The sequence below is a fragment of the Collimonas fungivorans Ter331 genome, assembly GCF_000221045.1.
GTDB classification, from domain to species: Bacteria; Pseudomonadota; Gammaproteobacteria; order Burkholderiales; family Burkholderiaceae_D; genus Collimonas; species Collimonas fungivorans_A.
This window is the reverse complement of sequence record NC_015856.1, coordinates 2,642,012-2,655,634: the sequence shown is the minus strand read 5'-3', so window position 1 is coordinate 2,655,634 and position 13,623 is coordinate 2,642,012. Positions and strand designations below refer to the sequence as shown.

Here is a 13,623-nt window from a genome sequence, read left to right as displayed (position 1 = left end):
GATCCTGCCGTGGATTCCCTATGGCAGGACGGCTGGCGCGATGATGCGCCGGCAGGGAAAAACAGTCGTACAAAAATAAAGAAAGAAACGGTATGTCTAATCTATTCTCAAGCCTGGGCTGGTTGCCCATGGCGCTTATCATTCTGGTTGCAGTTGCTATTGTGCTTGCGGTGTTTTTTTCGGTATCGGGCATCATCCGATACATTCCAAACGACCGGATCGGCGTGGTCGAGAAATTGTGGAGCTCGAGCGGATCGGTCAAGGCCGGTTTGCTGGCCTTGCATGGCGAGGCGGGTCTTCAGCCTGACCTGAGGCGCGGCGGTTTTCATTTCTTTGCGCCGTTCCAGTTCCGGGTGCATATCCATCCCATGGTTTCCGTCACCCAGGGCAAGATCGGTTATGTTTTTGCGCGCGACGGCATCGACCTGCCTGCCGGGCAGACCCTGGCCGACAATGCCAAGGTCGAGGACTTCCGCGACGTCCGTTCCTTCCTTGAAGGCGGCGGCCAGAAAGGTCCGCAGCGCAAGATCCTGCGCGAAGGCACGCACATCATCAATCCGGCGCTGTTTGTCGTCATGACTGAAGAGGCGACCTATTCGCTGTCGCTGGATGCCAAGGAAAAGGCGTACTACGAGCAGATGCGCGGCGTGCTGGATGAGCGCAGCGGCTTTACGCCGGTTGTGCTCAAGGAAGTCGCCGGCACCCATGATTCGGACCAGCTGGCCATCGTGACCGTGCAGGATGGGCCGGGATTGCCCAAGGATGAATTGCTGGCGCCGGATGTCGGCGACAGCCACAACTCGTTCCAGGAGCCGGAAAAATTCCTCGCTGCGAGCGGCTTGCGCGGCCGCCAGGAGCGAGTGCTGGTGGAAGGTACCTACTATATCAATCGCCTGTTTGCGACGGTCGAACTGATCAAGAAGACCATCATTCCGGTCGGGTATGTGGGTGTGGTGGTGTCGTACACCGGCCGCAAAGGCTCCGATTTGTCCGGCAAGGAATATAGCCATGGCGAACTGGTCGAGAGCGGCTGCCGCGGCGTGTGGCGCGATCCGCTCATGCCTGGCAAGTATGCGTTCAACACTTACGCCGGCAAGATCGAACTGGTGCCGACCACAAACTTCGTGCTGATGTGGAAATCCGGCGAGAGCGGTTCCAGCTTCGACAACAACCTGCGCGAAATCACCCTGATCACCAAGGATGCCTTCGAACCGCAATTGCCGCTGTCGGTGGTGGTGCATATCGACTACCGCAAGGCGCCGATGGTGGTGCAGCGTTTCGGCAACGTGGCGCAGCTGGTGGAGCAGACCCTGGATCCCATGGTTTCTTCGTACTTCAAGAATGTCTCGCAGACCAAGACCTTCATTGAGCTGATCCAGTCGCGCAGCGAGTTGCAGACCAATGCTTCGGCCGACATGAAAGAGCGTTTCCAGGCCTATTCGCTGGAATTCCAGGAAGTGCTGATCGGTACGCCTAAACCGCAGCCGGGCGACACCAAGATCGAAAACATCATGGCCCAGCTGCGTGACCGCCAGATTGCGCGGGAACAGGTGGAAACGTTCGCCCAGAAGCAGATCGCGGCCGACAAGGAGCGCGAACTCAACGAGGCTGAGCAGCGTGCGGCCAAGCAGAAGGAGCTGACCGGATCGCTGGTGGACATTTCGATCAAGGAAAATCAGGGGTCGGCCAATGTGAAAGCGGCCGAGAAGAAGCGCCAGGAAATCGAAGCGCTGGCGCATGCCGAGAAATTCAAGCAGGAAATGGAAGGTTCCGGCCGCGCATCGGCGATCAAATCGGTAGGTGAAGCGGAAGCCTCGGCGATCAAGGCCAAGTCCGAAGCGTTGCAAGGAGAGGGCGCCGACAAGCAGCTGATGCAGACAGTGATGCTGCGCCTGGCGGAAGCGTTCGAAACGTCGAAAGTGCCGTTGGTGCCGCAGATCCAGATGGGCGGCGGCGGTGACACCAATGCCTTTAATACCTTGTTGTCGCTGATGGGATCGTTGAAGGCCGGCGAACTGGCGCAGACCCTGAAGCATGATGAAACGCCGCGCGCATGAATGCATGATCGACGGTGATAATTGCCTGAAAAAATAAAACAGTATTAAACCAAACGGATAAATCACATTCCTGATGTGATTTATCCGTTTTCCATTGTATTCCGAGCTGCATATCTGTCCTTGTAATTAATTAATGCATTGATTAATATTGGTTCATGACCAAACCAGCCTCAATGCGCGGCCGGCCCCTGGCTTCAGACCGGGACCCGCGCGAAAAACTGCTCGATACCGCTACATTGCTGTTCTCGTCGCAAGGCGTCGCGGCAACCACGGTGGCGGCGATTGCACGCCAGGCCGGCGTTACTCCCGCCATGGTGCATTACTACTTCAAGAACCGCGATCAGCTGATCGAGGCCGTGGTCGATGAGCGGCTGTGCCTGTTCGTCAACAGCATCTGGGATCCGGTCACAGGCAACGAGGCGCCGGAACAGATGATCATGGGCATCGTCGAGCGCATGATCGCGACCACTGAAATCATGCCGTGGATACCAGCCTTGTGGGTGCGCGAAGTCCTGAGCGACGGCGGCGAGCTGCGGGAGCGCATGGTGCAGCGGGTGCCGCTGGCCAAGCTGGCCCGCTTCGCCGAGAACGTCGGCCGCAGCCAGCGGGCGGGAGCCATCAACCCGGGGCTGGAGCCGGCCCTGATCTTTATTTCGGTGCTCGGCCTGACGATGCTGCCGCTGGCGATGGCGCGCACCTTGAAGAACGGTCCCATGCCGCCGCCGCCCCTGAACCAGGTGGCGCTGCTGGACAAGGACGTGCTGAAGCGGCATGTCACGGCGCTGCTGCTGCACGGGCTGGCGCTGCCCGCCGCGTCATCTACCTTGCATAGCGATCCGCACACCGACGAATAGCAGAGGAAAAATCCCATGCCGCCCAGCCTTGCCAGACGTTTTCTGCGATCTTCGACACTTGTGCTTGCGGTTTTGGGCTATCTGGCCTTGGCGGCCTGCACGCCGAGCAACGACAACGACTGGCAGGGATACGTGGAAGGCGAGTATGTCTATATCGCCTCGTCGCAAGCCGGCCGCCTCGATCGCCTGTCGGTCTTGCGCGGACAGCAGGTGGCGTTGGGCGCGCCGGTGTTCATGCTGGAATCGGGCGATGAAGCCGCCGCCCAGCGCCAGGCCCAGCACCAGCTGAGCGCGGCCGAGGCGCAACTGGCCGATATCAAGAGCGGCAAGCGGCCTCAGGAGCAGGAAATAACGCGCGCGCAACTGGCCCAGGCCCAGACCACAGCCACAAAGGCCGCGCTCCAGCTCAGCCGTGACCAGATCCAGTTCCAGGCTGGCGGCATCGCCAAACAGCAACTGGACGATTCACGCGCCGCCGCCGAGACCGCCGCGGCGCAAGTCAGACAATGGCAAAGCCAGCTGGCGGTGGATCGTTTGCCCAACCGCGAGGCGCAGGTCCGGGCGCAACAGGCCCAGGTCGCGGCAGCGCAGGCGGTGCTGGAGCAGGCCGACTGGAAACTGGCGCAAAAAAACGTCACGGCGACCCGCAGCGGACTGGTGTTCGATACCATGTACCGTGAAGGCGAATGGGTGGCGGCCGGCAGTCCGGTACTGCGCATGCTGCCGCCCGAGAATGTGAAGATCCGCTTTTTCGTGCCCGAAACCGTGCTGGGGCGGCTGCAGGTGAACCAGGCGGTGACGCTCGGCTGCGACGGTTGCCAGGCGAACGTCGCGGCGCACATTTCCTACATCTCGACCGAATCCGAATATAACCCGCCGATCATCTACAGCAACCAGTCGCGCGCCAAGCTGGTCTACATGATAGAAGCGCGCCCGGCGCCGGCCGACGCCCTCAAGCTGCATCCCGGGCAGCCGCTGGAAGTGAGGCTGCCATGACGGCGCCGACCGCTAGCGCGAACAAAACCAACGGCGACCTGGTGGTCGATGTCGATCGCATCAACAAACACTTCGGCAGCAAGCATGTGGTGAAAGACCTTTCGCTGCAGGTGCGGCGCGGCGAGATCTTCGGTTTCCTGGGGCCGAACGGCAGCGGCAAGACTACTTCGATCCGGATGATGTGCGGTTTGCTGACTCCCGATTCGGGCCATGGCACTTGCATGGGTTTCGATATCATCAAGCAAAGCGGCGAGATCAAGCGCCGGGTCGGCTATATGACGCAGAAATTCTCCTACTGGGACGATCTCAGCATCCGCGAGAACCTCGATTTCGTCGCTCGCATCTATGAAATGAAGAACCGCAAGGAAGTGGTCGACCAGAGCCTGGAGAAACTGGGGCTGGCCAGCCGCGCCAAACAGTTGGCCGGCTCCTTGTCCGGCGGCTGGAAACAAAGGCTGGCGCTGGCTGCCAGCATGCTACACCAGCCGGAACTGCTGTTGCTGGACGAGCCCACCGCCGGCGTCGATCCGGCCGCGCGCCGCGATTTCTGGGAAGAGCTGCACAGGCTGGCGGCCGAGGGCATCAGCGTCTTGGTCAGCACCCATTACATGGACGAGGCCGAGCGCTGCCACAAACTGGCCTACCTGGCTTACGGCCAGTTGCTGGTGCAGGGTACGGCTGCCGAAGTTGTCGCCGGGCAGGGCTTGACTACCTGGGCCATCTACAACAAGCGCGACAGCGATATCCACGACAACAAGCTGGTCGGCCTGTCCCAGCAGCTGCACAACCAGCCCGGGGTAGACCAGCTGGTGGTGTTCGGCACCTCCTTGCACGTGTGCGGCAAGGACGCCGCGCTGCTGGAGAAAACCTTGCGCCAGATGACCGAGGGCCAGGGTTTGCGCATGGAGCAGATAGACACCAGCCTGGAAGATGTCTTCATCTACATGATGAACCGTTCGGCCGACAATTTCGGAGACCAGCCATGAGCGGGTTTGCCGGTTTTTCGGGGTTTTCATTCATGCGCTGGTGGAGCATCGTGCTCAAGGAATTCCTGCAGCTGATGCGCGACCGCGTCACGGTGCGCATGATCACGGTGATTCCGATCATGCAGATGCTGCTGTTCGGTTTCGCCATCAACAGCGATCCGAAGCACATGCCGACCGCAGTCATCAGCGCCGACCATAGTGAATTCACACGCACCTTCATCGCCGCCATGAAAGCGTCCGACTATTTCGACATCGTGGCCGAGTTGCCGAACGAGGCCGCCGGCCGCACCGCGCTGGCGCAAGGAAAAGTGCTGTTCGTGCTGAATATTCCTGCCGATTTCACCCGCAGCCTGCTGCGCGGCGAACGGCCGGCGCTGCTGGTCGAAGCCGACGCCACCGATCCTACCGCCACCGGCATGGCGCTGGCGGCCTTGCCGCAGCTGGTGCAATCGGTGGCCAACAAGGACTTGAAGGGCGCGCTGGCCAGGTTCAGCGGCGGCGCGCCGGCCTTCGATGTGCAGGTGCAGCGGCTGTATAACCCGGAGGGCGTGACCCAGTACAACGTCGTGCCGGGATTGATGGGCGTGATCCTGTCGATGACGATGGTGATGATGACCGGCTTGTCGATGACCCGCGAGCGCGAGCGCGGCACCATGGAAAACCTGCTGGCGACGCCGGTGTCGCCGGTGGAAGTCATGACCGGCAAGATCATGCCCTATATCGCGATCGGCCTGATCCAGGCCAGCATCATCCTGCTCGGCGCGCGTTTCATGTTCCATGTGCCGTTTGCCGGCAGCGTGCTGGCGATTTACCTGGCGGCGCTGCTGTTCATTGCCGCCAGCCTCACAGTCGGCATCACCTTGTCGTCGATCGCGCAAAACCAGTTGCAGGCCATGCAGCTGACCATGTTCTACTTCTTGCCGAATATCCTGTTGTCGGGTTTCATGTTTCCGTTCCAGGGCATGCCGAAATGGGCGCAATTCATCGGCAACCTGCTGCCGCTGACTTATTTCAACCGCCTGATACGCGGCATCCTGCTCAAGGGCAACGGCTGGATCGACCTCTGGCCCAATGTCTGGCCGCTGATGCTGTTTACCCTGATCGTGATGGGCATCGCGCTGCGCTTTTACCGGCGCACGCTGGATTGAGGAATGCCGGGATGAAACCAATCATGAGTTATCCGTTCCGCAAATCCTTGTCGTGCCTGGGCATGGCCGGTTTGCTGGCGGCCTGTGCCGCCGGTCCCGATTTCCAGGCGCCGCCGGCGCCTGTCGTGCCGCAATACACGGCGGGTGTGCAACCGCTGGCGACCGTCTCCAGCGCGGGAGCCGGCGGCGGCGCCCAGCATTTCGACCCCGGCATGGACATCCCGGCGCAGTGGTGGACCTTGTTCCATTCGCCGCAACTGGACGCGCTGGTGCGCGAGGCGCTGGCCAACAGCCCTTCGATAGTCCAGGCAAAAGCTGCCTTGCGCCAGGCCAGCGAAAACCTGGGCGGCCAGATCGGCGCTACCCGTTATCCCCAGGTCGACCTGCAGGTGGGCGGAGTGCGCCAACAGATCGATACCGCTGCGCTCGGCATTCCCAATGTGCCGCAGGCAGGACCGTTTACACTGTATAACGCGTCTCTCGACGTTTCCTATACGGTCGACGTTTTTGGCGCCGATACGCGCATGCTGGAAGGTTTGCAGGCGCAGGTGGACAACCAGGCCGCCGAATTGCAGGCGGCGCGGCTGACGCTGGCCGGCAATGTGGTCACTGCGGCTATCCGCCATGCTTCACTGCATGCACAAATCGCCAGCACAGGACAGATGCTGCAACTGCAGCGCCAGCAGCTCGGCATCATGGAACAGCGCCTGGCCGCCGGCGGCATCGCCGAACGCGACCTCAAGAACCAGCGTACGCTGGTGGCGCAGAGCGAAGCGGCGCTGCCGGCGCTGCTGCAGCAGCAAGCGCAAACCAGTCATCAGCTGGCTGTCTACCTCGGGAAGGCGCCGGCGCAGGCCGACATGCCGCCGCTGGACCTGGACAGCCTGACGTTGCCGGACAGGTTGCCGCTGAGCCTGCCTTCGGCGCTGGCGCGCCAGCGGCCCGATATCCGTGCGGCCGAAGCAACGCTGCACCAGGCCAGCGCCCAGGTGGGCGTGGCCAGCGCCAATCTTTATCCGCAGCTCACCTTGTCCGGCAGCGTGGGAACGGAGCAAGGCCGGATCGCCGACCTGGCCGACAGCCTCAACGTCTGGAACATCGGCCTCAATCTGATGCAGCCGCTGTTCCATGGCGGCGAGCTGCGCGCCAAGAAACGTGCCGCCGTTGCTGCCTACGACGCGGCGGCGGCGAGTTATCAGCAGACCGTATTGCAGGCCTTGCAGCAGGTGGCGGACAGCTTGCGCGCATTGGAGAATGACGCCAAGGTTTTGCAGGCGAGGGCGCAAGCCGCGGAGAATGCCCAAGGCAGCCTGGCGATCACCTCGCGCCAGTACCAGGCGGGCGGCGTCAGCCATCTCAGTTTGCTGGATGCGCAACGCCAGGGGCTGCAAACCGCGCTGGATCGCACTGTCGCGCAAGCAGCGCGATATGCCGACACCGCGGCATTGCTGCAAGCCTTGGGCGGCGGCTGGTGGAATACTGTAGCGTCCGATCAGCCCTGATCAGTAGGAGTAGTTGACCTGCCGGTATTTTCCATCTCGCATGCCGTAGTAGGAAGGCTGCAACCTGACGCCATTGAGGACAACGCCTTTGGCTGAGATGCCGGTTCGAGGAACGGCACCATGCCGCTTTCCCTTGGTCGCGCGTGTTGCCGTCCGCATAACAGCGCCGGAATCCCGGATTTCTGGCCCAGCCGGCGCAGTTGCCGCAATTTGGCTACACTGTCAGGCCAAAAGCAATCAGGCTCCGAACATGCAAACCACCTACCAGAACCAGCAATGGTTTTACGTCAAGCGTCCCGACGGGCGCGTCGGCAACGAGCATTACGAGCTGCGTAAAACCGAGCTGGACGGCAATCTCTCGGCCAATGAAGTGATCCTGCGCGCCAGGATCGTCAGCGTCGATCCCTATATCCGCATCCAGCAGCATGAGCGCAATACCTACGACGTGCCGCATCCGCTCGGCATCGTCCAGCGCGCCGGCGTGGTGGGCGAGGTGGTGGCTTCTGCCAGTCCGCTGTTCCAGGCGGGCGATTGGGTGTCGGCGTACAGCGGCTGGCAGCTTTATGCGCGTTGCCATCAGAGCGAACTGACCAAGCTGGATCCAGGTGCGGCGCCGGTTTCCACGGCGCTGGGCGTGCTTGGCATGCCGGGCCGGACTGCCTGGTTCGGCTTGACCGAGGCCGGGCGTCCGCGTCCAGGCGATACCTTGCTGGTGTCCGGCGCTGCCGGCGCGGTCGGCTCGCTGGTGGCGCAGTTCGGCAAACGCGCCGGCTGCCGCGTGATCGGCATTGCCGGCGGGCCTGAAAAATGCAAATTCCTTACCGAGACGCTGGAGCTTGACGGCGCCGTCGACTATCGTGCGCATACCACGCCAGCGGCGCTGAGCGCTGCGATCCAGGCTGCCACCGGCGGCGTCGATATCTATTTTGACAATGTCGGCGGCCCGATTACCGACGCCGTCATCCCGCTGATCAAGCGGCGCGCGCGCATCATCATCTGCGGCGCCATCAGCCAGTACGACGGCGGCCTGGATACGCCCGACCTTGGGCCGCGTTTCCTGCAGCATATGCTGTTCCAGCGGGCGACCATCCAAGGCATCCTGGCGCGCGACTTCGCCCATCGCATGGATGAAATGCTGGCGATCGTGGCGCCGTGGGTGAAAAGCGGCCAGATTGTTTTCCAGGAAACCTATGTCGACGGTTTCGAGCAGTTGCCGGAAGCGCTCAACAGCCTGTTCGAAGGAAAGAATACCGGCAAGCTGCTGGTCCGGGTTTAAGACGGCAACCGAGAAATTTCCGTGAAGCAGCCGCACTGAATTACAATTGGATCAGGGCAATGTCTAAGGGGCCAACATGCTTGTAGTTACTACGGAAAACATCTCGGGTTACCGGGTCAAGGAAGTCAAAGGCCAGGTATTCGGGCTGGTGGTGCGCAGCCGCGGCCTGGCGGGCAACATCATGGCTGGGCTGCGCTCGATAGTGGGCGGTGAAATCACCGAATATACGCAATTGCTCGAGGAAGCGCGCCGCCATGCAGTTGACCGCATGGTCAAGAACGCTCATAGCATGGGCGGCAACGCGGTGGTGATGATGCGTTTCGATTCCTCGGAAATGGGGCAGACCATGAGCGAGATCGTGGCATATGGCACGGCAGTCGTGGTTGAGCCGGTTGCGCCTTAATCATGTTGCGCCTGCTGCTGCTTGGTTTTGCGGTGCTGCTGGTGCTGGCCGGCCTGGTCTGCACCATTGCCGGCGCCGACGGCGCGTGGCCGTTCACCCTCTGGGGCCTGCTGCTGGTGGCGGCGGTCTTGCTGGAACGCTGGCGTTATTCGCACACGCCGAAAGCGGACGACGGCCCCTGGCAGGAAACCGGAGAGCGTTTTGTCGATCCGGAATCGGGCCGCGTGATGAGCGTCTGGTACAGCCCGGACAGCGGTGAACGGCGTTATGTTCCCATCAGTGAAAACGACAACCGGCTCCCTTGACATCGCAGGCAATCAGGATATGACACAGATATTAGGTCCGGCATTCACGCTGGTGGATGAAATCGACGCGTTGCAACTGGCGCAAGAGGGCGGCTTCGGGGAAAGGACCGGACCCTTGCTGGTGAAGGGCGCGCTGCGCAACTGGCCGGCGCAGGAAAACTGGTCTTTTGAAAAGATGGCGCAGTTGCGCAATAAAGACGGTTCGGAACCGGCCCGGAAATTCCAGAATGGGCTGGTGGAGCAAGGCGAAACCCAGGAACGGCCGCTGCTGCCGATAGCGCCGTACCTGCGCGAGCTTGCCGCGCTGGCGACTGAGCCGGTCAGCGACGAGGCGGGCCTGCTGCCGAACCGGCGACGCCTGCAATTGCAGCCAGGCGAGCAGTTCCATCTTAACTGGGCGCACATGCAATCGTTTACGCCGCACCAGAATTACCTGGCGCAATGGAGCATCCTGGAAGATTTCCCGCAGCTGCGCAGCGATTTCGACATCCGCAGCTTGTGGCCGGGCTGGCGCTGGACCTGGGAATCGGTGTTCATGGGGCCTGCCAATACGCATACGGGACTGCACCGCGACGTGCCCAACAACTGGTTTTGCCAGGCGCGCGGGGTCAAGGAATTTGTCATGTTCCAGCCGTCGGAAGAGGCGTTCATGCGGCCGTCGAAAAAATACGACTGGGGCGCCACCCTGAGTTCGATCAACATTGCACGTTTCGATGAGCACCCGGAACAGCTGCGCGACCTGGAGCAGGCCAAAGGGCTGTATGCACGGGTAGAGCAGGGCGACGCCTTGTTCATACCGAAACGGACCTGGCACGCGGTAGTGTCGCTGGCGCCGTCGATCAGCCTGGCGGTATTCGGCCTGACCGCGAAGGAAATCCTGTTGAGCGGCGTGCCGACCGCGACCAAGGACCTGCTGCACAACATGCATCTGTACCGCTGGGGGCATTGCATCTGCCACAAGCATCTGGCGTAGGAGGCGGAGCGATGCCGCCGAGGGAAATTGTCTGGCCCCTCCTGTCTGTCCGGACAATAAACGGATGCCGGGACAGCGCTGAATTCCATTAGAATGACTGTCGCCCGATCAACACTGCATACTCAACGGAATTATGGATATCCTCACGCTGGAACATTTTGCCGCGCGCGTTAATGAGACTTTTTATTCCGTGGGCGACGGCAATGCGCCTTTCGTGCTGGTCGAAGTGAAACCGTTGGCGGCGCCTACCCTGGCGGGCATGCTGCGGGCGCCGTTCAGTCTGTTGTTCCGGAATGGTTCGCCTATTTTGTTCACCCAGAAAATCTTCCAGATGAAACATGAAGCCATCGGTGAAGTAGGTATTTTCCTGGTGCCGGTGGCGCGCGACCAGGAAGGTTTTCTGTATCAGGCGGTATTCAACTAGCTTTCCGCGGTCTTATGCCGCCTGCCAGCGCATGCCGGTATATGGGCCGTCCTCCTCCGTCGCAGTAAATCCAAGCCGTTCATAGAGACGCCGGGCAGCGCCGTTGCGCTGGTCGACGTGCAAATTCAAATCTGCTTCATCCCTCTGCGCCAGTTGCTGGGCGCCGTGAATCAGGGCAGTGCCGATGCCGCCATTGCGCCACTGCGGCAACAGGCTGATATCGATGACCAGGTGCTGCGGCGTTTGCCGCCACAGGTACAGGCGTCCTATCGGCTGCGCTGCCGATTCAACCAGGCAGAAATCCGCGTCCGGGTAATGGTTCAGGTAATGGCGGTGCTGCAGCGCGAACTGGCTGTCGAGAAAAATATTCTTTTGCGCTTGCGGCCATGGCAGCGGCGCCAGTTCTTCGGCGCGCAGCTGGCGGTACAGGTCGCGCAGGAATGCGATATCCGCGGTTGTGCAAGGGCGCAGGACGACGCCGCGCTGGCGCAGCACCGCTGGTGTTTCCGGAACTGCGCCGGCCGGGAAGGCCGGCAGCGCAGCAAGTCCGGGATCAGTCGAAGGCGGGGAATACACCTTGCAACGCAATGCAGAAATTCAAAGGCAGCAGCGGCTGGCGGTTTTCGTGCGGCTGGCTGCCGCCGGCGGTGCCGATGACGGTCGGCGCAAAAGTCGTGTTTGCTGTTGGCGTCGGTACAAACGGCGAAGTATTGGCCGGCCCGGTCAAACCATAACCATTGTCCGGAACGTTAGCCTGCAGCGTCGCATTGGTCTGGTGATAAACGTTGACGGCATGGGAGTGGCCAGGCATTTCGCCGAGCCCCAGGCTAACTTGATTGGTGCCGAAAGTTTCGCCGACGGTGCGCGGAGTCAGTCCCGGGCCTTGCCCTTGGCTGCATGCCGCGCGTCCGGCAAAGTTCGGCAGCTGGAAAGTAGTCGTGCCATTGCCGCCATAGTTGGTTCCAAGCAGGGAAAACAAGGCGCTATATTGCTGGATCGGCAGTGTGGCGCCGTTGCATTGGGCCCAGCCTGCAGGCGCGAAGTTGAAGCCGAAAATCTGGATTTCACCCAGGAATGGTGTGGTCACGGTGTTCTCCTCATCTCATCTGTTGGCGGTGTCAGGCGACAGGCGCCCTGGCTGCGCTTTTGGCTATATTACGACTGCGACGGAAAAACCCCGGCCCAGGCAATGCAAAACGATACGGTCAGCGTCGGCATGGTGTTCTCGTGCGGCAGGGTGTTGCCGGCCGTCGAAGTGGACGCCGGCGACATGGCAAACGGATTGAGTCCGGCCAGGCTGCTGGTATACGTCTTGTCGTTGCCTGCGGCGGCGGCCAGTTCAAGGGTGGCTGCCGGCGTCGTGGCGTTGGCCAGGGCGGTGGTGGCAGCAAACGAATGGGTGTGGGCCGGCATGCTGCCGGATATCAGAGTGACGCTTTCACTGCCGCCTTGCTGGCCGATTACCCGAGGCGACAGGCCGTTGCCGGTTCCTTGGTGGAGCGGCACCTGGCCGCGCATGTCGGGCAAGCCGAAGGTGGTGACGCCGTCGCCGCCGAAGGTGGTTCCCAGCAATGTATACAGGACTTCATATTCCGAAATCGACTGCTGGCTGCCGTCGCAGGCAAACCAGCCGCTCGGGGTACGTTGAAAGGCGAGCAGGCGGATCTCACCTACAAATGGTGTGGTCATGGCTATATTCCCTTAAAGGTGACGGGGATGTGGCTAGTTGCGAGGCGGAAAAACGCCAGAGAGGGCAATGCTGAAATTCAGGACCCGGAACGGCTGCATGTTGTTGTGCACACCGTTGCCGCCGGCGGAGGCGACGGTTTGCAGAGCCAGCGTTACCTGAGGGCCGGCGGCCTGGCCGTACAGCGCTTCCGTGCCGCTGCCGCCGTACAGCGTGTTGGTAGGATTCTTGATCGACCCGGCTGTAGCGGTGGCGTTCGCCAGATGGTTATGCACGGGAAGTTGCCCCGGCTGCAGGGTGACGTTTTCAACGCCTGCCAATTGTCCCTGTATATACGGCGCCGGTTGCCAGTTAGGGTCAGCCGAGGAGCCCGCATGGACCGGTGTGCTTCCTTGCAAATTTGGCAAGGCGAAGGTGGTTTGCCCGTTGCCGCCATACATGGTCCCAAGCAGCGAGAACAGCGCCTGGTTCTGGCTGATCGGCATGAGCTGCCCATTGCAGGCAGCAAAACCGCGCGGTGCAAAATTGAAACCGCTCAGCATGATTTGTCCAACATAGTATTCAGCCATCGATATCTCTCCCAAGATTGGTAATGCACTGACAGTGGCTGGCGATAAGCGCGGGATTGCTTGCTTTGTGTTGTTCCCGCAACAGGCAATTTAAATTTGCTTTAAAGCAAAATTCATTGTTTGCTGTTTTTATAATTAGGGGTAGCATACGTTGCCAGAAGGCAAGCGTCAATGGCTTCCAGAGCATCTCCTGACTGCTATCAGCTCTTTCCTCGAATATCTATTAAAACAATATCGAATCGCTCATAACGACGGTTCGAATCCAAAAAAAATATCAGGGAGCTTTTATGTTGCTACGCCCACACGGTCGTGCCGGCACTTGCGTTCTGTCATTGCCTGCGACAACTTCAGCATCAAACGCATCGGGGAAGACATCCGGACAGCATGAGGCCAGGACTTACGGTCTCGGGCCTGTAGTCCGGATCATGTTTGGTTTGTTGTTC

Annotated in this window: 15 protein-coding genes; 11 read left to right on the top strand and 4 right to left on the bottom strand. The window is 60.9% G+C overall.

The annotated features are described in order from the left end of the window. The first annotated feature begins 92 nt into the window (after positions 1 to 92). From CFU_RS11580 to CFU_RS11530, 11 genes are all read left to right on the top strand, one after another. Positions 93 to 2,057, top strand: a complete 1,965-nt coding sequence (locus CFU_RS11580) for an SPFH domain-containing protein (RefSeq protein ID WP_041741821.1) — start codon at positions 93 to 95, stop codon at positions 2,055 to 2,057. A gap of 155 nt (positions 2,058 to 2,212) precedes the next feature. Next, entirely contained in the window at positions 2,213 to 2,911 is a 699-nt protein-coding gene (locus CFU_RS11575; protein WP_014006224.1) for a TetR/AcrR family transcriptional regulator, read from the top strand. Between the two features lie 15 nt (positions 2,912 to 2,926). Next, positions 2,927 to 3,907: an HlyD family secretion protein gene (locus tag CFU_RS11570; RefSeq protein ID WP_014006223.1), complete on the top strand. Its 981-nt coding sequence runs from the start codon at positions 2,927 to 2,929 to the stop codon at positions 3,905 to 3,907. Then, the gene (locus CFU_RS11565) at positions 3,904 to 4,893 is read left to right on the top strand and encodes an ABC transporter ATP-binding protein (protein WP_014006222.1); all 990 of its coding nucleotides are present in this window, start codon (positions 3,904 to 3,906) and stop codon (positions 4,891 to 4,893) included. Before CFU_RS11570 ends, CFU_RS11565 begins: the two co-directional genes overlap by 4 nt. Next, the gene (locus tag CFU_RS11560) at positions 4,890 to 6,041 is read left to right on the top strand and encodes an ABC transporter permease (protein WP_014006221.1); all 1,152 of its coding nucleotides are present in this window, start codon (positions 4,890 to 4,892) and stop codon (positions 6,039 to 6,041) included. Before CFU_RS11565 ends, CFU_RS11560 begins: the two co-directional genes overlap by 4 nt. A gap of 11 nt (positions 6,042 to 6,052) precedes the next feature. Then, positions 6,053 to 7,543, top strand: a complete 1,491-nt coding sequence (locus tag CFU_RS11555; RefSeq protein WP_041741820.1) for an efflux transporter outer membrane subunit — start codon at positions 6,053 to 6,055, stop codon at positions 7,541 to 7,543. 250 nt (positions 7,544 to 7,793) lie between these two features. Next, positions 7,794 to 8,819 carry an NADP-dependent oxidoreductase gene (locus tag CFU_RS11550; RefSeq protein WP_041741819.1) on the top strand — a complete coding sequence of 342 codons (1,026 nt, stop codon included), beginning with the start codon at positions 7,794 to 7,796 and terminating at the stop codon, positions 8,817 to 8,819. Between the two features lie 76 nt (positions 8,820 to 8,895). After that, the gene (locus tag CFU_RS11545) at positions 8,896 to 9,222 is read left to right on the top strand and encodes a YbjQ family protein (protein WP_014006218.1); all 327 of its coding nucleotides are present in this window, start codon (positions 8,896 to 8,898) and stop codon (positions 9,220 to 9,222) included. A gap of 2 nt (positions 9,223 to 9,224) precedes the next feature. Then, positions 9,225 to 9,527: a hypothetical protein gene (locus tag CFU_RS11540; protein ID WP_014006217.1), complete on the top strand. Its 303-nt coding sequence runs from the start codon at positions 9,225 to 9,227 to the stop codon at positions 9,525 to 9,527. Positions 9,528 to 9,546: 19 nt separating this feature from the next. Next, positions 9,547 to 10,500 carry a cupin-like domain-containing protein gene (locus tag CFU_RS11535; RefSeq protein WP_041741817.1) on the top strand — a complete coding sequence of 318 codons (954 nt, stop codon included), beginning with the start codon at positions 9,547 to 9,549 and terminating at the stop codon, positions 10,498 to 10,500. 133 nt (positions 10,501 to 10,633) lie between these two features. Continuing rightward, positions 10,634 to 10,924, top strand: coding sequence for a DUF6916 family protein (locus CFU_RS11530; RefSeq protein ID WP_014006215.1), 291 nt, complete (start codon positions 10,634 to 10,636; stop codon positions 10,922 to 10,924). Positions 10,925 to 10,936: 12 nt separating this feature from the next. Here the strand turns inward: CFU_RS11530 and CFU_RS11525 are convergent, their stop codons facing one another. The 4 genes from CFU_RS11525 to CFU_RS11510 all read right to left on the bottom strand — a co-directional run bounded on the left by CFU_RS11525 (position 10,937) and on the right by CFU_RS11510 (position 13,180). Then, complete coding sequence (locus CFU_RS11525) at positions 10,937 to 11,500, bottom strand: GNAT family N-acetyltransferase (RefSeq protein WP_041741815.1); 564 nt, start codon at positions 11,498 to 11,500, stop codon at positions 10,937 to 10,939. Then, positions 11,478 to 12,011 (bottom strand): phage tail protein, encoded by a 534-nt coding sequence (locus CFU_RS11520; protein ID WP_014006213.1) that lies wholly within the window; start codon positions 12,009 to 12,011, stop codon positions 11,478 to 11,480. Before CFU_RS11520 ends, CFU_RS11525 begins: the two co-directional genes overlap by 23 nt. Before the next feature lie 68 nt (positions 12,012 to 12,079). Continuing rightward, positions 12,080 to 12,613, bottom strand: a complete 534-nt coding sequence (locus CFU_RS11515; protein ID WP_014006212.1) for a phage tail protein — start codon at positions 12,611 to 12,613, stop codon at positions 12,080 to 12,082. Between the two features lie 33 nt (positions 12,614 to 12,646). After that, on the bottom strand, positions 12,647 to 13,180 hold the full coding sequence (locus tag CFU_RS11510; protein ID WP_041741813.1) for a phage tail protein: 534 nt from the start codon (positions 13,178 to 13,180) through the stop codon (positions 12,647 to 12,649). Positions 13,181 to 13,623: the final 443 nt, after the last annotated feature.

Coding starts and splice junctions, on each gene's coding strand:
- CFU_RS11570 (WP_014006223.1), top strand. CDS start 2,927: ATGCCGCCCAGCCTTGCCAGACGTTTTCTGCGATCTTCGACACTTGTG.
- CFU_RS11540 (WP_014006217.1), top strand. CDS start 9,225: ATGTTGCGCCTGCTGCTGCTTGGTTTTGCGGTGCTGCTGGTGCTGGCC.
- CFU_RS11535 (WP_041741817.1), top strand. CDS start 9,547: ATGACACAGATATTAGGTCCGGCATTCACGCTGGTGGATGAAATCGAC.
- CFU_RS11515 (WP_014006212.1), bottom strand. CDS start 12,613: ATGACCACACCATTTGTAGGTGAGATCCGCCTGCTCGCCTTTCAACGT.
- CFU_RS11560 (WP_014006221.1), top strand. CDS start 4,890: ATGAGCGGGTTTGCCGGTTTTTCGGGGTTTTCATTCATGCGCTGGTGG.
- CFU_RS11580 (WP_041741821.1), top strand. CDS start 93: ATGTCTAATCTATTCTCAAGCCTGGGCTGGTTGCCCATGGCGCTTATC.
- CFU_RS11550 (WP_041741819.1), top strand. CDS start 7,794: ATGCAAACCACCTACCAGAACCAGCAATGGTTTTACGTCAAGCGTCCC.
- CFU_RS11575 (WP_014006224.1), top strand. CDS start 2,213: ATGACCAAACCAGCCTCAATGCGCGGCCGGCCCCTGGCTTCAGACCGG.
- CFU_RS11530 (WP_014006215.1), top strand. CDS start 10,634: ATGGATATCCTCACGCTGGAACATTTTGCCGCGCGCGTTAATGAGACT.
- CFU_RS11510 (WP_041741813.1), bottom strand. CDS start 13,180: ATGGCTGAATACTATGTTGGACAAATCATGCTGAGCGGTTTCAATTTT.
- CFU_RS11565 (WP_014006222.1), top strand. CDS start 3,904: ATGACGGCGCCGACCGCTAGCGCGAACAAAACCAACGGCGACCTGGTG.
- CFU_RS11555 (WP_041741820.1), top strand. CDS start 6,053: ATGAAACCAATCATGAGTTATCCGTTCCGCAAATCCTTGTCGTGCCTG.
- CFU_RS11545 (WP_014006218.1), top strand. CDS start 8,896: ATGCTTGTAGTTACTACGGAAAACATCTCGGGTTACCGGGTCAAGGAA.